Origin of the sequence: Janthinobacterium sp. DSP2-3-3 (assembly GCF_049897325.1) — a bacterium.
GTDB lineage: Bacteria > Pseudomonadota > Gammaproteobacteria > Burkholderiales > Burkholderiaceae_D > Janthinobacterium.
This window is the reverse complement of sequence record NZ_JAFCWA010000007.1, coordinates 318,987-342,323: the sequence shown is the minus strand read 5'-3', so window position 1 is coordinate 342,323 and position 23,337 is coordinate 318,987. Positions and strand designations below refer to the sequence as shown.

27 protein-coding genes are annotated in these 23,337 nt (G+C 64.8%); 17 read left to right on the top strand and 10 right to left on the bottom strand.

The genetic code is table 11. The annotated features are described in order from the left end of the window. The first annotated feature begins 261 nt into the window (after positions 1–261). The 5 genes from trxC (at position 262) to ACP7DE_RS16670 (ending at position 3,065) form a co-directional block, all read left to right on the top strand. Entirely contained in the window at positions 262–714 is a 453-nt protein-coding gene (trxC, locus tag ACP7DE_RS16690; protein WP_426073142.1) for a thioredoxin TrxC, read from the top strand. Between the two features lie 70 nt (positions 715–784). Further along, positions 785–1,306 carry a MarR family winged helix-turn-helix transcriptional regulator gene (locus ACP7DE_RS16685; protein WP_426073151.1) on the top strand — a complete coding sequence of 174 codons (522 nt, stop codon included), beginning with the start codon at positions 785–787 and terminating at the stop codon, positions 1,304–1,306. An 8-nt stretch (positions 1,307–1,314) separates the two neighbouring features. Continuing rightward, positions 1,315–2,049: a HEAT repeat domain-containing protein gene (locus ACP7DE_RS16680; protein ID WP_426073141.1), complete on the top strand. Its 735-nt coding sequence runs from the start codon at positions 1,315–1,317 to the stop codon at positions 2,047–2,049. A gap of 24 nt (positions 2,050–2,073) precedes the next feature. Next, on the top strand, positions 2,074–2,409 hold the full coding sequence (locus tag ACP7DE_RS16675) for a DUF6616 family protein (RefSeq protein WP_426073140.1): 336 nt from the start codon (positions 2,074–2,076) through the stop codon (positions 2,407–2,409). Positions 2,410–2,471: 62 nt separating this feature from the next. After that, complete coding sequence (locus tag ACP7DE_RS16670) at positions 2,472–3,065, top strand: DUF1287 domain-containing protein (protein WP_426073139.1); 594 nt, start codon at positions 2,472–2,474, stop codon at positions 3,063–3,065. On the opposite strand, the gene ACP7DE_RS16665 is transcribed toward ACP7DE_RS16670, so the two are convergent. Beyond that, positions 3,034–4,506 (bottom strand): PLP-dependent aminotransferase family protein, encoded by a 1,473-nt coding sequence (locus ACP7DE_RS16665; RefSeq protein WP_426073138.1) that lies wholly within the window; start codon positions 4,504–4,506, stop codon positions 3,034–3,036. The genes ACP7DE_RS16670 and ACP7DE_RS16665 overlap by 32 nt on opposite strands. A 103-nt stretch (positions 4,507–4,609) precedes the next feature. Between ACP7DE_RS16665 and ACP7DE_RS16660 the strand changes: the two genes are divergently transcribed. Beyond that, positions 4,610–5,050 carry a carboxymuconolactone decarboxylase family protein gene (locus ACP7DE_RS16660; protein WP_426073137.1) on the top strand — a complete coding sequence of 147 codons (441 nt, stop codon included), beginning with the start codon at positions 4,610–4,612 and terminating at the stop codon, positions 5,048–5,050. Between the two features lie 80 nt (positions 5,051–5,130). Continuing rightward, a complete protein-coding gene (locus tag ACP7DE_RS16655) occupies positions 5,131–5,442 on the top strand; it encodes a hypothetical protein (protein ID WP_426073136.1) in 312 nt (103 codons plus the stop codon). A gap of 54 nt (positions 5,443–5,496) precedes the next feature. On the opposite strand, the gene ACP7DE_RS16650 is transcribed toward ACP7DE_RS16655, so the two are convergent. Further along, the gene (locus tag ACP7DE_RS16650; protein ID WP_426073135.1) at positions 5,497–6,672 is read right to left on the bottom strand and encodes a multidrug effflux MFS transporter; all 1,176 of its coding nucleotides are present in this window, start codon (positions 6,670–6,672) and stop codon (positions 5,497–5,499) included. Between the two features lie 187 nt (positions 6,673–6,859). Here ACP7DE_RS16650 and epsC point away from each other — a divergent pair, with 187 nt between their 5' ends. After that, on the top strand, positions 6,860–7,798 hold the full coding sequence (gene epsC / locus ACP7DE_RS16645) for a serine O-acetyltransferase EpsC (protein WP_426073134.1): 939 nt from the start codon (positions 6,860–6,862) through the stop codon (positions 7,796–7,798). An 85-nt stretch (positions 7,799–7,883) separates the two neighbouring features. Here epsC and ACP7DE_RS16640 read toward each other — a convergent pair whose 3' ends face one another. The 6 genes from ACP7DE_RS16640 to ACP7DE_RS16615 form a co-directional block, all read right to left on the bottom strand. After that, a complete protein-coding gene (locus ACP7DE_RS16640) occupies positions 7,884–8,363 on the bottom strand; it encodes an META domain-containing protein (protein ID WP_426073132.1) in 480 nt (159 codons plus the stop codon). An 85-nt stretch (positions 8,364–8,448) separates the two neighbouring features. Next, positions 8,449–9,339: a subclass B3 metallo-beta-lactamase gene (gene bla, locus ACP7DE_RS16635; RefSeq protein ID WP_426073130.1), complete on the bottom strand. Its 891-nt coding sequence runs from the start codon at positions 9,337–9,339 to the stop codon at positions 8,449–8,451. A gap of 75 nt (positions 9,340–9,414) precedes the next feature. Then, positions 9,415–9,549: a hypothetical protein gene (locus ACP7DE_RS16630; RefSeq protein WP_426073129.1), complete on the bottom strand. Its 135-nt coding sequence runs from the start codon at positions 9,547–9,549 to the stop codon at positions 9,415–9,417. 65 nt (positions 9,550–9,614) lie between these two features. Beyond that, positions 9,615–11,012 carry an LLM class flavin-dependent oxidoreductase gene (locus ACP7DE_RS16625; RefSeq protein WP_426073128.1) on the bottom strand — a complete coding sequence of 466 codons (1,398 nt, stop codon included), beginning with the start codon at positions 11,010–11,012 and terminating at the stop codon, positions 9,615–9,617. 3 nt (positions 11,013–11,015) lie between these two features. Then, on the bottom strand, positions 11,016–11,855 hold the full coding sequence (locus tag ACP7DE_RS16620) for a MetQ/NlpA family ABC transporter substrate-binding protein (protein ID WP_426073127.1): 840 nt from the start codon (positions 11,853–11,855) through the stop codon (positions 11,016–11,018). Positions 11,856–11,876: 21 nt separating this feature from the next. Then, on the bottom strand, positions 11,877–13,091 hold the full coding sequence (locus ACP7DE_RS16615; protein WP_426073126.1) for an acyl-CoA dehydrogenase family protein: 1,215 nt from the start codon (positions 13,089–13,091) through the stop codon (positions 11,877–11,879). Between the two features lie 262 nt (positions 13,092–13,353). Here ACP7DE_RS16615 and ssuE point away from each other — a divergent pair, with 262 nt between their 5' ends. The 5 genes from ssuE to ACP7DE_RS16590 are packed head-to-tail and all read left to right on the top strand — an operon-like array spanning position 13,354 to position 17,864. Then, a complete protein-coding gene (gene ssuE / locus ACP7DE_RS16610) occupies positions 13,354–13,986 on the top strand; it encodes an NADPH-dependent FMN reductase (RefSeq protein WP_426073125.1) in 633 nt (210 codons plus the stop codon). A gap of 24 nt (positions 13,987–14,010) precedes the next feature. Then, positions 14,011–15,018 carry a sulfonate ABC transporter substrate-binding protein gene (locus ACP7DE_RS16605; RefSeq protein WP_426073124.1) on the top strand — a complete coding sequence of 336 codons (1,008 nt, stop codon included), beginning with the start codon at positions 14,011–14,013 and terminating at the stop codon, positions 15,016–15,018. Positions 15,019–15,030: 12 nt separating this feature from the next. Next, positions 15,031–16,191 (top strand): FMNH2-dependent alkanesulfonate monooxygenase, encoded by a 1,161-nt coding sequence (gene ssuD, locus ACP7DE_RS16600; protein WP_426073123.1) that lies wholly within the window; start codon positions 15,031–15,033, stop codon positions 16,189–16,191. Between the two features lies 1 nt (position 16,192). After that, positions 16,193–16,993 (top strand): aliphatic sulfonate ABC transporter permease SsuC, encoded by an 801-nt coding sequence (gene ssuC / locus ACP7DE_RS16595; RefSeq protein ID WP_426073122.1) that lies wholly within the window; start codon positions 16,193–16,195, stop codon positions 16,991–16,993. A 25-nt stretch (positions 16,994–17,018) separates the two neighbouring features. After that, positions 17,019–17,864, top strand: a complete 846-nt coding sequence (locus tag ACP7DE_RS16590; RefSeq protein WP_426073121.1) for an ATP-binding cassette domain-containing protein — start codon at positions 17,019–17,021, stop codon at positions 17,862–17,864. Here the strand turns inward: ACP7DE_RS16590 and ACP7DE_RS16585 are convergent. Next, positions 17,806–18,546 (bottom strand): HAD-IA family hydrolase, encoded by a 741-nt coding sequence (locus tag ACP7DE_RS16585; RefSeq protein ID WP_426073120.1) that lies wholly within the window; start codon positions 18,544–18,546, stop codon positions 17,806–17,808. The two genes, ACP7DE_RS16590 and ACP7DE_RS16585, sit on opposite strands and share 59 nt — an antisense overlap. Positions 18,547–18,601: 55 nt before the next feature. Continuing rightward, positions 18,602–19,057, bottom strand: coding sequence for an META domain-containing protein (locus ACP7DE_RS16580; protein ID WP_426073119.1), 456 nt, complete (start codon positions 19,055–19,057; stop codon positions 18,602–18,604). A 150-nt stretch (positions 19,058–19,207) separates the two neighbouring features. On the opposite strand from ACP7DE_RS16580, the gene ACP7DE_RS16575 reads away from it, so the two are divergent. The 4 genes from ACP7DE_RS16575 to ACP7DE_RS16560 all read left to right on the top strand — a co-directional run bounded on the left by ACP7DE_RS16575 (position 19,208) and on the right by ACP7DE_RS16560 (position 23,337). Beyond that, entirely contained in the window at positions 19,208–20,176 is a 969-nt protein-coding gene (locus ACP7DE_RS16575; RefSeq protein ID WP_426073118.1) for a hypothetical protein, read from the top strand. After that, positions 20,173–21,648: a PLP-dependent aminotransferase family protein gene (locus ACP7DE_RS16570; RefSeq protein ID WP_426073117.1), complete on the top strand. Its 1,476-nt coding sequence runs from the start codon at positions 20,173–20,175 to the stop codon at positions 21,646–21,648. The genes ACP7DE_RS16575 and ACP7DE_RS16570 overlap by 4 nt, the downstream gene beginning before the upstream one ends. A gap of 124 nt (positions 21,649–21,772) precedes the next feature. Next, positions 21,773–22,951: a benzoate/H(+) symporter BenE family transporter gene (locus ACP7DE_RS16565; RefSeq protein WP_426073150.1), complete on the top strand. Its 1,179-nt coding sequence runs from the start codon at positions 21,773–21,775 to the stop codon at positions 22,949–22,951. A 128-nt stretch (positions 22,952–23,079) separates the two neighbouring features. Continuing rightward, positions 23,080–23,337 (top strand): CPBP family glutamic-type intramembrane protease, encoded by a 258-nt coding sequence (locus tag ACP7DE_RS16560; protein WP_426073149.1) that lies wholly within the window; start codon positions 23,080–23,082, stop codon positions 23,335–23,337.

Below are 23,337 nucleotides of genomic sequence, written 5' to 3'. Positions count from 1 at the left end.
GTAAGGTAATTGTTTTGTTTGGCGACATCAATTTACCAATTCAAAACCCTCGCTGCCACCCCCTTCCAGCAAAAACGTCAAGTCCATCTTCCCCCACCAAACGCGAAGAACCTTTTTTTTCCTCGGCCGGCTTGGCAATGTGCGCGCCGCTCCAGCGCACTATAGTTGACTATGTGCAAAAGTGCCGCCAGCGTGCCGACGGGGCTGCACGATACACCGTAAAATGTTCGATAACTTTACGCTACGCTTCCCTGGAATGCCATGACCTCGACCACGCCAGACTCTCTGCACATCGTGTGCCCCCATTGCGACGCCGTCAACCGCCTGCCGCCCGCCCGCCTCAGCGAGCAGCCTACCTGCGGCAAGTGCCAGAAGGATTTATTCATGGGCCAGCCGGTGGACTTGGCCAGCGCCCGTTTCCTCAAGCATATCGAACGCAGCGACATCCCTGTGCTGGTGGAATTTTGGGCGCCGTGGTGCGGTCCGTGTCGCAGCATGGCGCCATTCTATGTCCAGGCCGCCAAGACACTGGAGCCCGCGTTTCGCGTCGTCAAGGTGAATACGCAAGCGTCGCCAGAGCTGGGCAGCCGTTTCAATATCCGCAGCATTCCCACCCTGGCCCTGTTTCGCAAGGGCGTGGAAGTGGCGCGCCAGCCGGGCGCCATCGATGCGCAGTCCATCATCGCCTGGGCGAGGGATAAAGCCCGCCTTTGAGGCGATGGGAAAACCATCATGGCTTTCCATTTGACATTTAGTATGGCGCCATATTATATTGCGCCATATGATAAAACTCGAACAAAAATACACGGCCTTGCTGGGCGACGTGCAGCGCCGCGCGCTCGGTCCGGACATGCCGGCATCCATAGTGCGCTTGCGCCTGTGCTTTGAAGTGCTGGGCCTGGCGTCGGCCATCGATGGCGATTGTGCCACGCGCCTGGGCCGCCATGGCTTGTCGGAAGGTAAGTTTGTGCTGCTGTGCCTGCTGCGCGACGTGCCCGAGGGACTCTCGCCGCACACACTGGCCGAGCGGGCCGGCGTGACGCGCGGCACCATCACGGGCTTGCTCGACGGCCTGGAGCGCGACGGTTTCCTGATGCGCCACGCGGACCAGTTCGACCGGCGCAAGCTGCTGGTGCGCCTGAGTCCCAAGGGCACGATGGCTGCAGCGACCCTGGTCGATGAACACGCGCAATGGATCGCCAGCCTGTTCGCCGATTTCACGGCAAACGAAATGCAGTTACTGAGTGCGCTGCTGGAAAAAGCCTGGCGCAAGACGGATAAAAACGAAATGCAGGGCGCACCATGAGCCGTGGCATGGCCGACATTGTTCCCGCGCGCCTGGCTCTGCTGAACGCGGGCAGCGTGGCCAGCGCCACCCTGACCGAAGGGCTGGCCATCGATTTCACCCAGCTGCTGGCTGCGACCGTACCCGATATCGGCGCCGCCCGGCTGGAACAGATGCGCGCGCAGGCCGCAGCGGGCATCACCAAGCGCATGGCGCTGGCGGCGCAATTGCTGCTGGAGGCCAATGCCGACCTGGCTGTGCTGCAAGCGCACCCATCCGACACGGTGCGGGGCTGGGCCTGCTTTGCCATCGCCGCCCAGGCGGGATGGAGCTTGCCGCAACAGCTGGCAGCCATGCGCCCGCTGGCCGACGATGGCCACTTCGGCGTGCGCGAATGGGCCTGGCTGGCGCTGCGGCCCCGGCTCGCTGCGCATCTGCTTGACGCCATCGCGCTGCTGGCGTCGTGGACGGCGGACCCGTCGGAAAGAGTGCGCCGCTTTGCCTGCGAAGCGCTGCGCCCGCGCGGCGTGTGGTGCGCGCATATTGCACAGCTAAAAGAAGAGCCGCAGCTGGCCTTGCCCCTGCTGCAGCCCCTGCGGGTGGACCCGGCCGTCTACGTGCAGGACTCCGTGGCCAACTGGCTCAACGATGCGGCCAAGAGCCAGCCGGACTGGGTACGCAGCCTGTGCATGCAATGGTTACAGGAAAGTCCCAATGCCGCCACGGCACGCATCTGCAAACGGGCCCAGCGCTCGCTGGCCTGACGAGACCTGACCCAAGGAGTAAGCATGCATTACTTGCTAGAACTGTACAGCCCGAAACCCGCCTGGCTGATCCTCGATGGCGCCGCGCGCCGGGCGTATTTCGATACGGTGGGCGCCGGCATGGCAGCCTTGTCGGGCATCGGCGCCGAAGCGCTGGCCATGGGCGCCATCGATGGCGGCAAGCTGCATGCGTCTGCCCAGCAATTTTATGCCGTCTGGCGCTTCCCGGACGAGGCGGCACTGGACGCCTTGCTGGCCGGCATCGCCGCCACGGGCTGGCATGATTATTCTGAGACCGTCAATGCGGCGGGACCGGTCGTGGATTTCCCCGCGCACCTGGCGCAGCTGGCCGCCATCTAAGCGTCCGACGTTTTCTCTGCCGCTGCGGTAAAGTTGGCATTTCCATTCGACCACTGACGTTGATGCCAATCAAATTGCTCTCCCTCCTGGCGCTTGTCCTCGCGCCCATGCTGGCCTCGGCCGCTCCTGCCACCACCGCGCAAGCCCTCGTCGCCGCCGCCCGCAGCCAGGTGGGCGTGACCCTGCAATACGACCCGCGCTACGAACGACTCGCGTATCCGGGCGGCGACGTGCCGCTTGAGCGGGGCGTGTGCACGGACGTGGTCGTGCGCGCCTATCGCCAGTTGGGGCAGGATTTGCAGGTGCTGGTGCACGAAGACATGCGCAAGGCGTGGCAGGTGTACCAGCAGCAGGGACGCTGGCAGATGAAGGGGCCGGACCGCAATATCGACCACCGCCGCGTGCCGAACCTGGGTACGTACTTTGCCCGCCACGGCAGCAGCCTGAAGCCAAGCAAGGAAGCGAACGCTTACCGCGCAGGCGACATCGTCACCTGGCGCCTGCCGCGCAACCTCACGCACATCGGCATCGTCAGCGACAAGCGGTCGTGGAGCGGCGTGCCGCTCATCATCCACAACATTGGCGAGGGCGCGCGCGAGGAAAATATTTTGTTCAGTTATCCGATTACGGGGCACTATCGTTGGCAACCCCGCTGAGGGGGAGGGGAGCGATTTCTTGCAGGATAGCCAGTACCTTGGCCAGCGCCGTGTCGATATCGAGCCTGTCGATGGCGCCATAGCCGAGGAACAGGCCTTCATGGCGGGCGGGGCCATGGTAAAAGCCAGATAGCGCATACAGGCTGACGTCGGCCCGGCGCGCCCTGCTTAGCAATGCGGCGATATCGAGCGGCGTCTGGGCCAGCGCCGCCACGTGGAAGCCGGCGCTGGCCGGCACCAGGCGGAACCACGGCGACAACGGCCCGTTGAACCAGTGTTGCAGCCGTTCGCGCCGCCCCGCATAAATGTCGTGGCAGCGGCGTATATGGCGCAGCAAGTGGCCATCGCCGATGAACTTGGCCAGTGCATGCTGGCCCAGGCTGGCCGTATGGCAATCGCTCAGGTATTTCAGCGTCTGCATGGCGGCCACGATGGTTTCTGGCAGCACCACATAACCGAGCCGCAATTCCGGCAGCATGATCTTGGAAAAGCTGCCCACATGGGCCACGACGCCATAGCGGTCCATGCTTTGCAGCGCATCCTCGGGCCGGCCTTCGTAGCGAAAGGCGCTGTCGTAATCGTCCTCGATGATGATGGCTCCCAACTGCTGCGCCCGCTCCAGCAAGGCATGGCGGCGCTCCATGCTCATCGGCATGCCGAGCGGAAATTGATGTGCAGGCGTGACATAGATCAAGCGCGTGCCGTCGGGGATTTGCGCGACGATGAGACCATCCTCGTCTACGTCGACGCCCACCACGCGCGCTCCCTGGCTGGTGAATACGGCGCGCGCCACGGGGTAGCCGGGTTCTTCCACCGCAACCGTGTCGCCCGGCTCCAGCAGGGTAAGCGCGAGCAGATGCAAAGCCTGCTGCGCGCCGCTGGTGACGAGCACTTGCTCCTCGGTGCAATGGATGCCGCGGCTGAAGGCGGCATGGCCGGCGATCGCCGCGCGCAGGGACGGCAAGCCGGCGACAGGGCCATAGCGGCCGCGTGCCTGACCATCCTGGCGCAGCGCGTGCAGCATGCAGGCGCGCCATTCATCTTGCGGGAAGTGGGCGGGCGTGGCGCGCCCGCCGATGAATGCGTAGCGCGCGGGCGTTTCCTGGCTGGCCTGGCGCAAGGGCGTGGGTGTCGCTTCCCAGCGGGCGATGCGCTCGGCGCTGGCCAGCGCGGTGCTGGCGTGGCGGGGCTGCGGCGAGGCGTGCGGCGTCTGCACGAAGCTGCCCACGCCGACCTTTCCTATCAGCAGCTTTTCATAAGCGAGCTTCTCATACACATCGGAGACTGTCTTGCGCGACAGGCCCAGCTGGCCAGCCAGCAGGCGCGATGGCGGCAATTGCTGGCCGTCCGCCAGGCGGCCCGAGCGGATGGCCTCGCTGAGCTGGCGATACAGCTGGCCGCCCAGGTCGCGCGTGCCATCGATCAGGATATGTAATTCCATGGAGTATCTAATGGTGGTCTGCCGTTTTTCGGCAGGATTGGCCTGCCGCGCGCGCTACTCGCGCTTCTACAATAGTGCCTCTCTACTCTATCAAGGAAGCATCATGACACAGCAACGACTCGATTTCACACAAGCTTCGCCGGACGCCGTCAAGGCCATGTATGCGCTGGAAGCGGCCATCGCCAAGCTGGGCGTGGAACACTCGCTGCTCGAGCTGATCCGCCTGCGCGCCTCGCAAATCAATGGCTGCGCCTTTTGCGTCGACATGCACACGCGCGACGCGCGCAAGGCGGGCGAAACGGAGCGCCGCCTGTATGCCGTGTCCGTCTGGCGCGAAACGCCGTTCTTCACGCCGCGCGAGCGGGCCGTGCTGGCCTGGACGGAAGCGCTGACCCTGCTGCCGCAAAATCATGCGTCGGACGAAGACTATGCGGCGCTGGCAGAGCAATTGACGCCGGCGGAAATGGTCAACGTGACCCTGGCCATCGGCTCCATCAATACCTGGAACCGTCTGGCCGTGGGCTTCCGCAAGATGCTTGAATAAATCCTGTGTTCGTTCGCGAACAGACGCCTGGCTGGTCCCTGCGTAGGCTGACAGGACGATTGATCAGCCAGGGAGCAGCCATGCCAGTACCTATCGGGGAAGGCGCCGGGAAGACGCCGCAGCAGGAGGAAGCACAGGAAGAAGCGCGCCGCGAATTCATCGCCGAACTGTGGCGACGCTTTGAAACCTTGCAGGAATGGGCTGTCAGCCATTGGCCCGATCAGCAACATCCCTTGAGTTCGGCCGACTTCGTCGAGGCGCGCAAAGAGCTGTTGAGTTTGCGTTCGCCTGCCGGGCCGTTGAACCAGCCGGTCGCGCGTGATGCGGCGGAACCGGCCCCGGAGCAGGGCGGGGCACAATACCTGGATGTGACGCCCGCGCCCTGGCCGTAATCCGACAACGTGGTTGGCGGGTGATGTCGGATTACGCGCTTGCGCTAATCCGACCTACGCGTTAGCTTTACCCTGCGCAAACACCCAGCACAGCAAACTCACCAGCAATCCCGCCATCACGCCATACGCCAGGTTCAGCGCGCTGTCGAACAGCAGCGGCGCCACCAGGCCCGACACCAGCGCGAACAGCAACATCTGGATGAACGATTGCATCGACGACGCCAGGCCGCTGTTGTTGGGGAAATGGTTCAGGGCCATCAGGGTCATCGGCGGCATGGCGATCGACAGGGCGAACGAGTAGAAGAACAAGGGCAGCACGGCCCATGGCACTTCGGCGGCAAAGACATAGTTATAGCCGATGTTGGCCAGCGCGGCGACGAGCATCAGGATGAAGCCGGCCCAGATCATCTGGCGCTGGCTGTAGCGGTGGGCGATTTTCGCCGACAGGGCCGAACCGAAGACCATGCCGCTGATCAGGGGAATGAACAGCCAGGCGAACGCCGTCTCCGGCAGATGCAGGATGTTGATGATGAAGTAGGCGGCCGAGCCGATGTACAGGGCGAAGCCGCCAAAGGCCGCGCCGATGGCCGTCGACAGCAGCAGGAACTGGCGATGGCACAGCACTTTCCAGTAATTGACGGCGATGTCGCCCAGGTGGAAGGCGTGGCGCTGTTCCTTAGGCAGGCTTTCCGGCAGCGCGCGCCAGACGACGATGAACATCAGCACGCCAAACGCCGTGAGGAACCAGAAAATCGCCCGCCAGCCCAGGCCCACCTGCAGCCAGCCGCCCAGCACGGGGGCGATGGCCGGCGCCAGCGCGAACACCATCATGATGTGCGAGAGGATTTTCTGCGCGGCGGCGCCCGAATAGCGGTCTTGCACGATGGCGCGGCCGATCACGGAACCGGCGCCGGCCGAGAGGCCCTGTAGCACGCGCCAGGCCAGCAGCCAGCCCAGCGACGGCGCCAGCGCGGCGCCCACGGAGGCGATCACATACAGCACCAGCGAAACGAGAATCACGGGACGGCGGCCGAACGAGTCGGACAGGGTGCCGTAAAACAGCATCATGAAGGCGAACGTGAACAGGAAAAAGCTCAGGGTTTGCTGCACCAGCAAGGGGCTGGCATTGAAATCGTGGACGATGGCGGGGAACGACGGCAGATAGGTGTCAATGGCAAGCGGTCCGACCATCGCCAGGCCCGCCAAAATCCAGGTTAATAATTTAGTCATGTTGAAGAGTGTTTTTGTTAGTCCGTCATTTTACGCTAGTGGCAACAATCGGGTTTGGCGCTGTGCTGTTTGCCATTCATATGCGATTTTCGCATATGGAACCTTGAAATTCTTCGTTTGAATCGCGGTGCCTGGCCGCTAAGCTAGGGCGACCCGGCCTGTTTGCCATTTTTGGAAGTGATACGCCATGCACAGCATTGATCCCGCAGCGCCCGCCGACGACACGGCCCAGTGGAATCTGGGGCCCGTGATCCAGGCCTTGCGCAGCTCGCGCGAAGACAAGCACAAGATCCGTCATAACGGCAGGGTGCGCGAATTGCCGTCGCGCGAAGCGCTCACCACCATCGTCAACGGCCTGTCGGCAGCCCTGTTTCCCACGCATTACGGGCGTCCCAACCTGACGGACGAAAGCATCGACTATTTTGTCGGCGACACCCTCAACACCACCCTGAATCGCCTCAGCGAACAAGTGCGGCGCGGCCTGCTATTTTCTGTGCCGGCCGGTGAGGAGCAAGATGCCGCCAGCGACGATGCGGCGCTGGCGCAGCAGGCGCGCGACATCACGCGCGCCTTTGCCGCCAGCCTGCCCGACATCCGCGCCTTGCTGGTGTCGGACGTGCAGGCCGCCTACGCAGGCGACCCGGCCGCCACCTCGGTGGCCGAGATCATGCTGTGCTATCCGGGCACCATCGCCATCTTGTACCACCGCCTGGCGCACCGTCTGCATGCGCTGGGCGCGCCGTTCCTGGCGCGCCTGATCGCCGACATCGCGCATACCCTGACGGGCATCGACATCCACCCCGGCGCGCGCATCGGCGCGTCCTTCTTCATCGACCATGGCACGGGCGTGGTGATCGGCGAGACGGCCATCATCGGCCAGCGCGTGCGCCTGTACCAAGCCGTCACCCTGGGCGCCAAGCGCTTTCCTGCCGATGCATCCGGTGCGCTGATCAAGGGCACGCCGCGCCACCCCATCGTCGAGGACGACGTGGTCATTTACGCGGGCGCAACCGTGCTGGGGCGCATCACCATCGGCGCAGGATCGACCATCGGGGGAAATGTGTGGCTGACGCAAAGCGTGCCGGCGAACAGCAATGTATCGCAGGCGCAGATGCGCAACGATTGAAGAGTGGCCGAGAAAACGCCCATGGCGGCGCTGCGCCTTGCCTTGAACGTTTTTCAGGCACTCTTGAAACGCGGGAGTGCGGCTTTTACTTCACCGTCAGCGCTTCATAACGGGCCACGGGCACGCCATCCTTCAGCAGCAGCAATTCCTGGTCGGCGTAGCGGTAGCCATTGACTTCGCCCAGGGTGGTCAAGAGCAGGCGCTCCAGTTCCATGTCCTGCGGCTGACACATCATCATGGTGCCGGCCAGCTGCGAGAAGGCCAGGGTGCTGATGCCATCGCTGGTGTAGCCGCCCATCATCTGGTTGCAGCCGCTGTGGCCACTGGCGCGGCCTTCGGCCAGCAGCAGGGTCACTTCGCGCTGTTCAGGCGCCTTGCGCACCACTTGCTTGCCCTTCAATTCCTTCAGCTTCCACTGCGTGCCCGCCAGCTTCGGCGCCGGCTTGGCGGGCGAGGTGGCGCCAGGCGCGGCGGCGGCAGCGTCGCTGCGTGCGGGCGTTTGCGCGCAGCCGGCGGTGATGGCGACGATGGCGGCGAGGGGAATCAGTCTGGCGAGGTTGAACATGGCATTTCCTTCTTCAAATGAATGGCGCCAGCGTAGCAGATTGGCGTCAAGCCAGCGTGCACGGTTGACAAGGTCACTGGCAAATTCACGGTTGTTTTTCCTGTTCCAGGCGCGCGTCAAGCAAGATACGCGCCGTAGCCACGTAGGCGCGGCATGCCTGCGGATCGATAAAGGCATCGCTGCCGCCCGTGACGCTCGCTTCCAGCCGCTCCCACAATTGCGACGCTTCCGGGTGCGCCGAAATGAGCACGTCGCAAGGCAGTTTTTCCAGGGTCTCGAAGCTGTGGCGTAAATCTGCCAGCGCGTGCGGATATTCGCTGCTGGCACTGAACTTGAAGCCGGGCCGCGAGACGGCGTTGAGGCTATCCGCGTACACCATGTTCAGGCAGCGGGGGCCGTCGCAAGATTGCCACGTCCAGCTCAGGCCTCCGGGCGTGTGCCCGGGCGTGGCATGCGCCGTCAGATTGACGTGGCCGACATTGAACTGGCCGCCGTCGCGCGCCAGGCGCATGTCCTTCACGGGCGGGTACTTGGGCAGTGCGTGGTATTGCGGATCGTCCGGCCCCACTTCGCCCGACGCCAGATCCAGCGCGGCCGACGGGCTGGCGGCCACCAGCGCATTGCTGCGTCGCTGCAGTTCGGCCAGGCCGCCCGCATGGTCGATATGGCCGTGCGAATTGAGGATCAGCTTGACGTCTTCGACGCGAAAGCCCAGCGAGCCGATATTGGCGATGATCTTTGGCGCCGATTCCGGCAAGCCGCCGTCGATCAGCACGTGGCCCTGCGGCGACGTCACCAGCACGGAACTGAGGCCTTTCACGCCCACGTAATAGGTATTGCCGAAGATGCGGAACGGCGCCTGGTCAGCATTCCAGGTGGCGCAGACATCGCAGCCCGGCGTCGGTGCTTGCGCCTGGGCGGCGGTGCTGGCCAGCAGCAAGGCCAGGAGTAGCGCGCGTGGTGATGTGAGGGGCATTGCGATCCTTTTCCGTGTTGCCAAGGTGGCGTATGCTGACATGGAACGGAGCTGGATGCAAACGCCTACGGTGCGTCAGGCGATGCGCAAGCTCAGGTCCCGCATGGCGTCGGCCGGCGCTTCGGCAGGTGTATCCGCCTGCGTGCCGGCGTGCGCCGCGATGTGGCTGGCAGCCAGGAGGACGAGGACGGGAAGGAAAGGAGGGTGCACGTAGCGGCCGGTCTGTTTTCAACCTGGCACGCTAACATGAATGACAATGCTTGTCACTGGCCGCGTCAGGCCGCCAGCGCAGAGGCGGGCGTGGACGCGGGTGCGATGCTGACCTGGCGGCCTGCATGGTTGACAGGCAGGTGCGGGCCCTGGCCGAAGACCTTGTGGCGCAAGCTGCCTTCCTCATAATGGGTGCGGTAGCGGCCGCGCCGCTGCAGTTCCGGCACGATGTGGGCCACCACGTCGGCCATGCTGTCGTGGGCCACGGCGAAGGCCAGATTGAAGCCGTCGATACCTGTCTCGTCGAGCCAGCTTTCCAGCTGGTCTGCCACCTGGCGCGCATCGCCCACCAGCACGGGACCGCGCCCACCGAGGCCGATGTATTCGGCTGCCTCGCGCACCGTCCAGGTGCGGTCCGGGTCGGCCTGGCTGAACGAGGCCAGCGCCGAACGGCCGGCCGGGGAGTCGATGTAGTCGATGGTGGCGTCGAGCGGATAGCGGCTGAAATCGACGCCCGTCCAGCCGGACAACAGCACCAGCGCCGCCTCGATATTCACGTGGCTGCGGAAATCGTCGTATTTGGCACGCGCTTCCGCTTCGGTGGCGCCCGTGATGACCAGCGCCTGCGCGTAGATCAGCAGCGCATCGCCATCGCGTCCCGCCAGGCGCACGGCGGCGCGCAAGTCGTCGGCGTAACGCTTGACGACTGTCTTGCTGGGACCACTGACAAAGGTGGCTTCCGCATGGCGTGCCGCGAAGCGCGTGCCGCGCGGCGAGGTACCCGCCTGGTACAGCAACGGCGTGCGCTGCGGCGATGGTTCGCACAAATGGATGCCGGGCACCTGGTAGTGGCGCCCGGCATGGTTGATCGGATGCACGCGGGCCGGATCGGTGTAGATGCCGCGCGCCTTGTCGTTGACGACGGCGTCGTCGTCCCAGCTCTTTTCCCACAGCTTGTAGACGACTTCCAGGTATTCGTCGGCCAGGTCGTAGCGTTCGTCGTGGCCCAATTGCTGGCTCAAGCCCAGGTTGCGCGCCGCGCTATCGAGGTAGCCGGTGACGATATTCCAGCCGATGCGCCCACCCGTCAGGTGGTCCAGCGTGGAGATGCGCCGCGCGAACGTGTACGGGTGTTCATAGGTGAGGGCGCAGGTGACGCCGAAACCCAGGTGCGTGGTGGCCTGCGCCATGATGGGCACGAGCGCCAGCGGGTCGTTCAGCGGCACCTGCACGCCGTGTTCCAGGGCCGTATCGAGGCTGCCCCGGTACACGTCATACACGCCCAGCACGTCCGCCAGGAACACCGCGTCGAACAGGCCCGCTTCCAGCAGCCGCGCCAGTTCCGTCCAGTGTTCGGGATCGGTATAGCGGTGGCTGCGGTCGCGCGCGTGCGTCCACAGGCCCGGCGACTGGTGGCCCACGGTATTCATCTGGAAGGCGTTGAAGCGTATCGTTTTTGCCATGGCTTATTTGCTTATTGAGTTTGCGGCCGTCTGCAACGCTTGCTGGTAATCCGGTTTCGAATAGCCGGCAAAGTGCTTGTTCGTGATGTCGAGGAATTCGCGCGAACGGTAGGCGGCCGCCAGGTCTTTCACGAACTGCTTGTCCTTGTCGGCGGTGCGGATGGCTACCAGGTTGATGTAGTTGGGCGAGATTTTCTCGGCCACCAGCGCATCCGTCAGTTTCAGTCCCGACGCCAGCGCGTAATTGCCGTTGATGAAGGAATAGTCGGTGTCGCCCAGGGAGCGTGGCAGCTGCGCCGCCTCCAGCGGCAGCAGCTTGATTTTCTTCGTGTTGACGGCGATATCCTTTTCCGATGCGCGCACGGGGTCGAAGCTGGCGCGCAGCTTGATCCAGCCCAGCTGGTCGAGCAGCACCAACGCGCGCGCCTGGTTGGTCGGATCGTTTGGCAAGCCCACCGTCGTGCCTTCCTTCACGTTGTCCAGGGTCTTGTGCTTCTTGCTGTAGATGGCAATCGGTGCCGTGGGTATCGTGATCAGGTCCGTCAGCGCCAGCTTGTGCTCCAGCGCGAATTTCTTCAGGTAGACGATGTGCTGGAAGACGTTGGCATCCAGCGAACCTTCGGCCAGCGCGAAGTTCGGCTGGATGTAGTCATTGAATTCCACCAGCTTGACCTTGTAGCCCTGTTTTTCCAGGATAGGCTTGATGCCCAGCTTGATCTGGTCCGCGTATGGTCCGGCGCTGGTGCCGATGGTGATCTCTTTCGGGTCCTTGGCGTGGACAAGGTTGCTGGCCAGGGCGAGGCTCAGGGCGGTAAGCAGTATGGTGCGGCGGGCGATGGTCATGGTGGCTCCTTGGTGGGTGAATTATGAGTACGCGGTCGGTTCGGGCAGCGTGCCGGTCAAGGCAAAGCGCCCCAGATCGCGCAGCTTGTAGTCGATGGGGTCGTGCAGGGTATGCACGCGCACGTTGCGCCAGTAGCGGTCGAATCCATACTGGGCCGAGGTGGAACGGGCGCCCGTCAGCTCGAACATCTGGCTGCTGATTTCCAGTCCCGCCTTGTGCGCCAGGCACTTGGCCTCGGCCACGGACACGGCCAGCAAGCCCCGTTCGCGCGCCGTCACCAGCGCGCCCTTGCGGAACACCTTTTCCAGGTCCTGCGCCGCGCCGTCAGCCAGCACTTGCGCGGGACGCAGCAGTAGCCATAGCTGGCCGTAGCGGTGCTGGATCAAAGGGTCGTCCGTTGCCTTGGCCACGCCCGAGGCAAACCAGGCTTTCGCCTGCTCGTCCGTGTGGCGGCGCGCCGCCTCGAACGCGCCTTCGGCGATGCCCAGATAGAGGTTGCTCATGATCAGCTGTGCGATCTGCGAGCGCACGGTGGCTTGCGGCGTGGCGGCCTGCGCGGGCGCTTGCAGCACCAATTCCTGCGGCAGGGCGACTCCTTGGAAATGCACATTGCCGCTGTCCGTCTGACGCTGGCCGAAGGCATCCCAGTCCGCCTGCACGGTCACGCCATCCTGGCGCGTGGGCAGGGCGGCGATCAGCGCCGTCTGCGTGGGCGCGTGCCAGGCCGAGACGGTCAGCCAGTCGGAACCGACGGAACCGGAAGAAAAGCTCTTGATGCCGTCGAGGATGAAACCGTCGTCGCTGTCGACGGCCGTGACCCGTTTGTCGAGGGGATTTAAGGCATTGCCCCAGAACAGGCGTTCATCGACGGTGAGGGTGAGCAGGCGGCGCTGCTGCTGCGCGCTGCCATATAGCTGCAAGCCCGCCAGCTGCAAATGGTGGAAGCCGAAAACATGCGCCAGCGCGCTGTCGGCGCGCGCCAGGATACGGATCACCTGGTACACGAGGGGCCACGACCCACCCTGGCCGCCGAATTCCACGGGAATCGACAAGGTCAGCAAGCCTGAATCGCGCAGCCATTCGCGTTCCCGGGCCGCGTGGCCGCCGGCCCGGTCGCGGGCATTGGCCGTTTCGGCCAGGCGCGCGGCCAGCGCGGTGGCGACGCTGATGGCGTCTTGCAGGGGCTCGGTTGCGGGAGCGACGGGGCGGGCTGCGTGGAGAAAAGCGCTAGACATGAGTGACATTCCAGAAAGACGATGTAGCCGATATTGCACCGCCAGACGTGCGCCGTACACGAAGAAAACCGCGCATGGATATGCGAAAAAAGCCGCGCGAGGACCGCCGCCTTCGCTCGCGGGGCGTCAGGGCCGGATAGTCAAAAAACGCATATCGAAGCGCGAAAGCATTCGTTTTACCGGACAGCTGATGGCGATAGGCTGCAAGCATCCGAGCAACTCCACTTTCGCACTTTCGATAAATTACAGGCACGGGCATCACATGAGCATCTTGTTATTGGGCGGTAGCCCGCAACTTCCCTCGAGTTCCAGCCGCCTGCTGCTGCATATCGGCGAACAGCTGGCGCTGCAGGGCCACAGCTACGCCAAGCTGCATGTGCGCGACTTGCCGGCGCGCGCCTTGCTGTTGGCCGACTACGACGACGTGGCGATAGCCCGCGCCGTGCGCGCCGTGGCCGATGCCGACGCCATCGTGATCGCCACGCCCATCTACAAGGCCGCGTACACAGGGTTGCTGAAAGCCTTCCTCGACTTGCTGCCGCAGGATGGCCTGGCCGGCAAGCTGGTGCTGCCGCTGGCCACGGGCGGCGGCCATGCCCACACCCTGGCGCTCGACTATGCGCTGCGTCCCGTGCTGCATGCGCTAGGCGCCAAGCAGGTGTTCACCAGCATCTACGCCAATGCGCAGCAGCTGGACTGGCACGAAGAACGGGGCCTGAGCCTGGATGCGCCGATAGCCGCGCGCGTGCAAGCCGGCATCGAGGAACTCTCCACGGGTCTGTTCGTGCTGCAGGGACAGCGCCCGCCAGCACCAGCACCAGCACCAGCGGATGCTTCCGTGCCCGCCCGCTCGCTGCAAGACCGGCCTTACGCACCCCACTATCAATCCGCCTGATTATTCATCGACCAAGGAACCGCCATGACACACCGCCACGCACAACGACTCTCGCGCCGTACCACTCTTGGCCTGCTGTTTGCCGCCGCCGGCGTGATGGCGGCCGGCATGCCGGCCGCGGCGCTCGCACAGGTCAAGGGGGAGCTGCAAGTGCAGGTGCGCATCGGCTATCAGAAATACGGCACCCTGACCCTGCTCAAAGGGCGCGGCACGCTGGAGAAACGCCTGGCCGAGCAGGGCGTGGGCGTGAAATGGACGGAGTTCCCGGCCGGCCCCGTGCTGCTCGAAGGCTTGAACGTGGGCAGCATCGATTTCGGCACCGTGGGCGAGGCGCCGCCGATTTTTGCGCAGGCGGCCGGCGCCAACCTGGTGTATGTCGGCAATGAGCCGGCGTCGCCGGCCAGCGAAGCCATCGTGGTGCCCAAGGGTTCCGGCTTGCGCACCCTGGCCGACTTGAAGGGCAAGAAAATCGCCCTGAACAAGGGCTCGAATGTGCATTACCTGCTATTGAAAGCGCTGGAAAAAGCCGGCGTCGCGTACGCCGATATCCAGCCCGTGTTCCTGCCGCCGGCCGATGCGCGCGCCGCCTTCGAGCGGGGCAGCGTGGACGCGTGGGCCATTTGGGACCCGTTCCTGGCGGCCGCCGAAAAGCAGCTGGGCGCCCGCGTGCTGGCCGATGGCAAGGGCTTGGTGGCGAACTACCAGTTTTACCTGGCGTCGCGCACCTATGCGGAGAAAAATCCCGAAATCCTGCGCATCGTGCTCGACGAAGTGGCCAAGGTTGATGACTGGGGCCGCAACAACCCGGAGGAAGTGGCGACGATCCTGTCGACGCAGACGGGCTTGAGCAAGGAGGTCGTGGCGCTGGCCGCCTCGCGCTATGCGTATGGCGTGAAACCCGTCTCCGTCGATGTCATCGCTTCGCAGCAAAGGGTGGCGGACGCCTTTTCCAGCCTGAAGCTGATTCCGAAACCCATCTTTGTCAAGGATGCACTGCTGCCGGCGCGCCAACTGGCTACCAGCGCAAAATAAGGAACAAATATCATGTCATTGAATGTCTTCTGGTTCATCCCTACCCACGGCGACAGCCGCTACCTGGGCACGTCGCAGGGCGCGCGCGCCGTCGATGCCGATTATTTGCGCCAGGTGGCCGTGGCCGCCGATACCCTGGGCTACGACGGCGTGCTGCTGCCGACGGGCCGCTCCTGCGAAGATGCGTGGGTGGTGGCTTCGTCCCTGATCAGCGTGACGCAAAAGCTGAAATTCCTGGTCGCCGTGCGTCCCGGCCTGTCCACGCCGGGCCTGGCAGTGCGCATGGCGTCCACATTTGACCGCCTGTCGAACGGGCGCCTCTTGATCAACGTCGTCACGGGCGGTGACCAGGGCGAGCTGGAAGCGGACGGCCTGTTTGCCGACCATGCCAAGCGCTATGAAATCTCCGATGAATTCATCAAGGTGTGGCGCGCCACCCTGGCCGGCGAGGGCGGCGCTGCCGGCTACGATTTCGAGGGCAAGCATATCCAGGTAAAGGGCGCGAAAACCCTGTATCCGCCCGTGCAGAAGCCATATCCGCCGCTGTATTTCGGCGGTTCGTCGGAGCCCGCGCATGAACTGGCGGCCGAGCAGATGGACGTGTACCTGACCTGGGGCGAGCCGCCCGCCGCCGTGGCGGAAAAGATCGCGGACATCCGCGCGCGCGCGGCAAAGCGGGGCCGCACGGTGCGCTTCGGCATCCGCCTGCACGTGATCGTGCGCGAAACCAACGAGGCAGCCTGGCGCGCGGCCGATGAACTGATCAGCCACCTGGACGACGACATCATCGCCAAGGCGCAGGCGGCCTTCGGCAAGATGGATTCCGTGGGCCAGCAGCGCATGGCGGCCCTGCATGGCGGGCGGCGCGACAAGCTCGAAGTGTCGCCGAACCTGTGGGCAGGCGTGGGCCTGGTGCGCGGCGGCGCGGGCACGGCCCTGGTAGGAGACGCGCCCACGGTGGTGGCGCGCATGCAGGAATACGCGGACCTGGGCATCGATACCTTCATTTTCTCGGGTTACCCGCACCTGGAAGAGTCGTACCGCTTCGCCGAGCTGGTGTTCCCGTTGCTGGGCAAGGGCAAGGCTGTGGGTGAGCAGTCATTGACGGGACCCTTCGGCGAAGTCATGGCCAGCAATATCGTGCCTGCCGCGGCGCAGAAAAAGGCGGCCTGAGATGGGCGCCGTCGCCACTTTCACCACCAAGCGTCTGCTCGGTACGCTCTGGCCTCATGCGCTGGCGCCGTGGGTCTTGCCCGTGGCGCTGCTGCTGGCCTGGCAGCTGGCGGCGCAGTGGGGCTGGCTGTCGAGCCGCATCCTGCCCGAACCGTGGGCCGTGGCGAAGGCTTTCTGGCACCTGGCCGTCTCGGGCGAACTGTGGCTGCACCTGAAAACGAGCTTGTGGCGCGCCACGGTCGGTTTTGTCATTGGCGCGGGACTGGGTTTGCTGCTGGGCCTATTGACGGGCAGCTTCCGCCATGCGGAAACCCTGCTCGACACGACGCTGCAAATGGTGCGCAATATCCCGGCGCTGGCCCTGATTCCGCTGGTGATCCTGTGGTTTGGCATCGACGAGACGGCCAAGCTCTTTCTGCTGGCAGTCGGCGTGTTCTTTCCCGTCTACCTGAACACCTTCCACGGCATCCGCTCGGCCGACCAGAGCTTGATCGAAATGGCGAAAAGCTACGGCCTGTCCGGCTGGCCTTTGTACCGCGACGTGATCCTGCCGGCCGCCATGCCCTCGATCCTGGTGGGCGTGCGTTTCTCGCTGGGTCTCGTATGGGTGCTGCTGATCGTTGCCGAAACCATCTCGGCGCAGGCCGGCATCGGCTACATGACCATGAATGCCCGCGAATTCCTGCAAACGGACGTGGTGCTGGTGGGGATCTTGCTGTACGCCTTGCTGGGAAAGTTGGCCGATCTGTTCTCGCGGGGGCTGGAACGCCACTGCCTGCGCTGGAATCCCGCCTACCGATAGTGACGAAATGAGGAAAGAAAAAACCATGCTGCTCGCCCCCATCCAGATCGAAACGGATTTTTTGTCGCACTTCGTGCAATACGACCCGGCCGGCGCACCGCCGCAGGCGAAGGTCGCCCCGCAAGCCCCTTTGGCGCGCCGTGGCGTGCCGCTGGCCCTGACGCAATTGAGCAAGGCCTATGGCGAACGTCCCGTGCTGAAAAACGTCGACCTGCAGCTGGAAGCGGGCGAATTCGTCGCCATCGTGGGGCGCAGCGGCTGTGGCAAGAGCACCTTGTTGCGTTCCATCGCGGGCCTGGAAAGCATCGATGAAGGCAAGATCGCCGTCGGCAGCGGCGTGGGCGCGCCCGATATCCGCATCATGTTCCAGGAATCGCGTTTGCTGCCGTGGAAGACCGTGCTTGACAACGTGGCCCTTGGCCTGCCCCGTTCCGTGGGCGCGGCGGCCGCCTCGCTGTGGACGGTAGGCCTGGCCGAACGCGCCGACGACTGGCCGGCGGCCTTGTCGGGCGGGCAGAAACAGCGGGTGGCGCTGGCGCGCGCCCTCGTGCACGAACCGCAATTGCTGCTGCTAGACGAGCCTTTGGGCGCGCTCGACGCGCTGACGCGCATCGAGATGCAGCAGCTGATCGAGTCGCTGTGGCTGGCGCGCGGTTTTACGGCCGTGCTGGTGACGCATGATGTGGCCGAGGCCGTGGCCCTGGCCGACCGGGTACTGCTGATCGAGGAGGGGCAGATCACCATGGACGTGCAAGTGGACTTGCCGCGCCCGCGACAGCGCGGCCAAGCAGCCTTCGCCGCGCTGGAGCAGGCTATCTTGTCGCGGGTGCTGCAACCGCAGCAGGGTCAGGCAACTGCGCCAGCACGATGAAGCCGTCCGCATCGACCGTCGCGGCGATGCTGTCGTAGTTGGCAATGGCCGGGTGGCGCGTGGCCAGCGGATGTGCATGCGTGGCGGTGACGACGATGACCTTCGCGCCAGCCGCTTCGCCTGCCTCGATGCCGACGGACGCGTCTTCGAAGACCAGGCAATCGGCAGGCGCCACGCCGAGTTTTTCCGCCGCCAGCAGGTAGCAATCGGGTTTGGGTTTTCCTGCCTTGACGTCTTCCGCCGTCACCATGATGGCGGGAATGGGCATGCCGGCCGCCTTCAGGCGGGCCGTGGCCAGCGCGCGCGGCGCCGAGGTGACAATCGCCCATTGCGCGGGCGGCAGCGACTGTAAAAAGCGCAGCGCGCCCGCAATTTCAATAATCCCATCCACATCGATGATTTCGGCATCCGTGATGCCCTGCGACTCGCGCTGCGCGTCGACGCCGGGCAAGCGCAGTTTGGCGATGGTGTCGACCGAACGCGCGCCGTGAATGGTGGGCAGGAAGGCCGCCACGTCGAGGCCCTGGCGCTGCGCCCAGGTGCCCCAGATGCGCTCTGCGGCGGCGATGGAATTGATGACGGTGCCGTCCATGTCGAACAGCAGGGCGCGGTAGCGGCCTGCGACCCGGGGCGGCGTCGACGATAACGGTGGCTGCTGCAGCGGCGAGGGCAGTGCGGACATGGCTTCCTTCCAGATGATGGGCTGGAAGCCATTGTAACGGCAGTCGATTTTTATTTCACAGGTAGACCGATTCAAAGCGGGCCACGGGCGCGCCATCCTTGAGCAGGATCAGTTGTTCGCCCTCAATCTGGTAGCCCGTCACGCTGTTCAAGTTGGCCAGCACGGCGCTTTCCAGTTGCATCAGGGGCGGCGGGCAGGCCATGCGCGTGCCGGCCAGCTGCGTGAAGCGCAGGGCCGTACCAGTCAACGTGTAGCCGCCCATCACGCGGTTGCAGCCCGTAAAACCGGTGACCTTGCCATCGTTGGAGAGGGTGATGCGCACTTCGCGTTCCTGCTGCGGCGCCATCACCACCGGGGCGCTATCGAGCTGCGTCAGCTTCCAGTAGGTATTCGTCAGGCTGGCCTGCGGCGCCAGGCTGGCGTTTGGCTGGGCGCTGTCGGACGTGGCGGCGCAGCCGCCGGCCATGGCGATGGCGGCAGCAAGAGGAAGGTACTTCAGGCGATGCAGCATGGAAGGCTCCTGTTCATGGGTAAATACTCGCCAGACTAGCAGTTTTCCCGTGCGTACTGGCGTACCGCAGCGGCGATAGTTTTCATTTTGCCAGACTTGGCATTACACTCATGCTTTCTGCTGTTTCAACTCTATCGGGGAGCCGGGCCGATGATGCAAGCGCAAGCGCTGGATAATCGACTGGTCGCCACCAGTGCCGACGACGTGCTGGTCGACCGCATCGTGCCCGGTGCGCCGCTGGTGATCGCCTTTGGCTTCGTCTCGTGGACCACGCGCCCCGCCTTCGATTTTTACGGGCGCCTGCGCAAGCTCGAGCAGGTCAGCGGCCAGCCTCTGAACAAAATACTCGTGCGTGATTCGGGCAATGCCTGGTATCACCGTCAGATCGCGGGCCTGGGCAGCCATGTGGATGAAACGGCGCAGGCCCTGCGCGAGCTGGTGAACCGCATGGCGCCAAGCCAGGTCACTACCATCGGCCAGTCCATGGGCGCGTATGCGGCCGTCATGTTTGGCTTGCTGCTTGATGCGCAGCAGATCGTCGCCTTTGGCCCCTTGTCTTTCCTCGACGTGCAGCAGGCGCGTTTGTATCATGAGTTGCGCTGGCTGCCCGTGATGGAGTCGCTGGCGCAAGACCCGCCAGCCTCCGGCTATTACGACCTGGCGGCCCTGTGCCGCGCCAGGGCGACGGAGCATACGCAGATGCACCTGGTGTTCGGCACGCGGCCGGACGCGGCCCGGCCGGACGTGGCCAGCGCGGGAGGCAGTACCAGCGCCAGCGCCAGCGAATCGGTGAACCTCGACGCCATGCACGCCCAGCGCCTGGCCGCCTTTGGCCGCTGCACCCTGCACCCGTTTCCCTATTCAGGCCACGCGGTGGTGCAGCACTTGATCGACACGCGGCGCATCAACGGCTTGCTGGCCGCATGCATACTCGGTCTCACGTTGGCGCCCGAGCCGATGCCGGAGATAGGCCCCGCCTGGCAGGACTGGGTGGCGGAAAACCTGCGCCTTGGCTGCGCCGGCGCACAGCTGGTGGCGGTGCTGCAGCAGCATGGCTTTTCGCCGGCCAGCAGCATGGCTGCCGTGGATGCCGCCGGCGCCGCGCGGAAGGCGACATGACGCCGCAGTTCGAGCTCGACACCCTGAAAATTCGCATCGCCGCGCCTGAAATGGCGGCGCTCGACTTGCGCGTGCGGGTGCAGCGCGCGCTGCGCCAGTTGATACTCGATGGCGTGCTGGCGCCTGGCTTGCGCTTGCCGGCCACGCGCGCGCTGGCGCAATCGCTGGGCGTGTCGCGCGATACGCTGGAAATGGCATATGCGCAGCTGCGCCTGGACGGATATATCCAGCGGCAGGCGGGATCGGGCAGTTTTGTCTCGCCGACGATAGGAGCGAGCTTGCTGGGCAAGCCGTCGTCGGCATTGCTACCCGCATCCGCGCAGCCGGTTGCCCTCAGCGCGCGCGGTGTGCACATCCTTGCCAGCGGCGGCGTGGCCGACCAGCAGAGCGTGAAGGCATTTGCCACGGGCTTGCCGGAAACGCGCGCCTTCCCCCTCGACGTGTGGGAACGCTTGCGGCGCCAGGCAGCCAGCGAACACCATGCCAGCGTCCTGCTGCACGGCGACCCGCAAGGGGCTGAGCCTTTGCGGCAAGCCATCGCCGACTATGTGAACCTGGAGCGGGGCGCGCGGGCCACGGCGGATCAGGTGCTGGTCTTGAGCAGCACGCGCCAGGCTTTGTACCTGTGCGCGCAGGTGCTGGCAGATGCGCATGGCCCGATATTGATGGAAGACCCCGGCTATTTTGGCGCCCGCAAGGCTTTCGAGATGGCGCAATTGCAGGTCGTGCCGGTGCCTGTCGATGCACATGGCTTGTCCATCGAGCAGCTGCGCGCGGACCGCAGCGGGGCTAACACGATTTACGTCTCGCCGTCGCATCAATACCCGACGGGCGCGACGTTGGCGCTCGAGCGCCGCTTCGCGCTGACCGCCTGGGCCGCCGAGCGCCAGGGCTGGATCATCGAAGACGATTACGACAGCCAGTTTCATTACGCCGGCTTACCGACGGCTTGCGTGCAGGGGCTGGACACGCAGCAGCGCACGATTTACCTGGGCACCTTTGCCAAATCGCTGTATCCGGGCTTGCGCCTCGGCTACATGGTGCTGCCGCCCGCACTGGTGAAACCGATGACGTATGCGCGCAGCATCCTCGACGGGCATACGCCGCAACTGGATCAACTGACACTGGCCCGTTTCATCGCCGATGGCCATTTTGCGGCCCATGTGCGCGCCATGCGCAAGGTCTACGCCGTGCGACGCGAGGCGATGGCGCTGGCCGTGCAGCGGCACTTGCCGCACGTGGTCACGGCGCAGCTGCCGCCGGGCGGCTTGCAACTGCCGTGTCTGCTGCACGAGGGCAGGGACGAGCTGGACACGATACGCCTGGCGGCGCAGGCGGGAATCGTGCTGCCGGGCCTGAGCCGGCTGTATGCGAGGCCGCCGACGCGCGGCGGCTGGCTGCTGGGCTTTGCGGCGCTCACGCCGTATGAGATCGAGAGCGGCATCGTCCGCCTGGCGCGCGCGCTGGGATAAACTGGCCAAAGTGGTCTGCTGTTCATGGATGAATTGGCTTGCTTGGACAGTCCATGTGGCCATTAAGATGCTCCCTTTCAATGCCAAAGGGATATACATGACAACAAGCACAACAAGCGCCGTTATGGCTGACCGGCTGCGCTGGCGCGATCTTGCTTCCCCCGCGATGGCCGCCTGCATTTCCGTCCTCGTCAACTACGGCGGCACCTTCGTGCTGGTGTTCCAGGCAGCCCAGCTGGCCCAGCTCAGCGCGGCGCAGACGGCGTCCTGGGTTTGGTCGCTGAGCATCGGCGTGGGCGTCACGGGCATCTGGCTCAGCTACCGCTACCGCGCGCCTATCATCACGGCCTGGTCCACGCCCGGCGTGGCTTTCCTGGCCACCGTCATGCCGCACACGCCGTACGCGGAGGTGATCGGCGCCTACATCGTGTCCGCCATCGCCTTCATTTTTCTGGGCATGTCGGGCGCCTTCGAGCGCCTGGTGCGGCTGATTCCTGGCGGCATCGCCGCCGGCTTGCTGGCCGGCATCCTGCTGCAGTTTGGCGTGAACGCGTTCGGCGGCGCCAGCGCCGACCCCTTGCTGGTGGTGGTGCTGCTATTGTCGTACGCCGTGCTGCGCCGTTTTACGGCACGCTTTGCCGTGGTGGGCATCATGCTGGTCGGCCTGACCCTGCTGCTGGCGCAGGGGCGCATCAATGCGCAAGGCATCGAACTGGCCCTGGCCGCGCCCGTGTTCGAGATGCCGCGCTTTTCCGTGGAGTCGCTCTTGGGCGTGGCGCTGCCTTTGTTCTTGATCACCCTGACGGGGCAATACATGCCCGGCATGCTGGTGCTGCGCAATGACGGTTACGGCGTCAGCGCCAATCCCATCCTGACGGTGACGGGACTCGGTTCGCTGCTCATGGCGCCGTTCGGCGCGCACGCCTTCAACGTGGCCGCTATCACGGCCGCCATCTGCACGGGCAAGGATGCGCATGCGGACCCGGCTAAGCGCTACGTTGCAGGGCTGGCTTGCGGCGTGCTGTACATCCTGGTGGGCATTTTCGGCGTCACCCTGGCCAGCCTGTTCATGGTCTTGCCGCGCAGCTTCATCACGGCGCTGGCGGGCCTGGCCCTGCTGGGCGCCATCGGCAACAGCCTGGCGCAGGCGATGGCGGACGTGCGCATGCGCGAAACGGCGCTGATCACTTTCCTGGCGACGGCCGCGAACGTGACACTGCTGGGCGTGGGCGGCGTCCTGTGGGGACTGGCGGCCGGACTGGCGGCGCATGGGCTGATGCATGGCGGGCGCAAGGCGGCTTGACAGCGGCATCGCCAGATAGCTTGCCCATTTTGCCAGCCGCCGCATACAATTGCTGCGCCCGTGCCCGCTTCCCCATCCGCGCTACCCTTGCTGCTGGGCTTTGCGCTGGCAGCCAACTGTAATGAAGAATTGCTGTTCCGCGGCTTGCTGCAGTAGCACCGCGCGCCTGGCTGCCGGCCTGGCGCGCGGCGCTGGTGTCGGGCTTGCTGTTTGGCCTGTGCCATGCCTTCCTGGCCACCACCGTCACGCAGGTGGGCGCTCCCATCCTCGTGTTCACCGTAATCGAAGGCGTGGTGGCTGGACTGGTATATTGCCGTGCCGGCTTGCTGGGCGCGTCCCTGGCGCATGGCCTGGCGATTTTTGCGCTGGCCGCCGGCTGGGTTTGA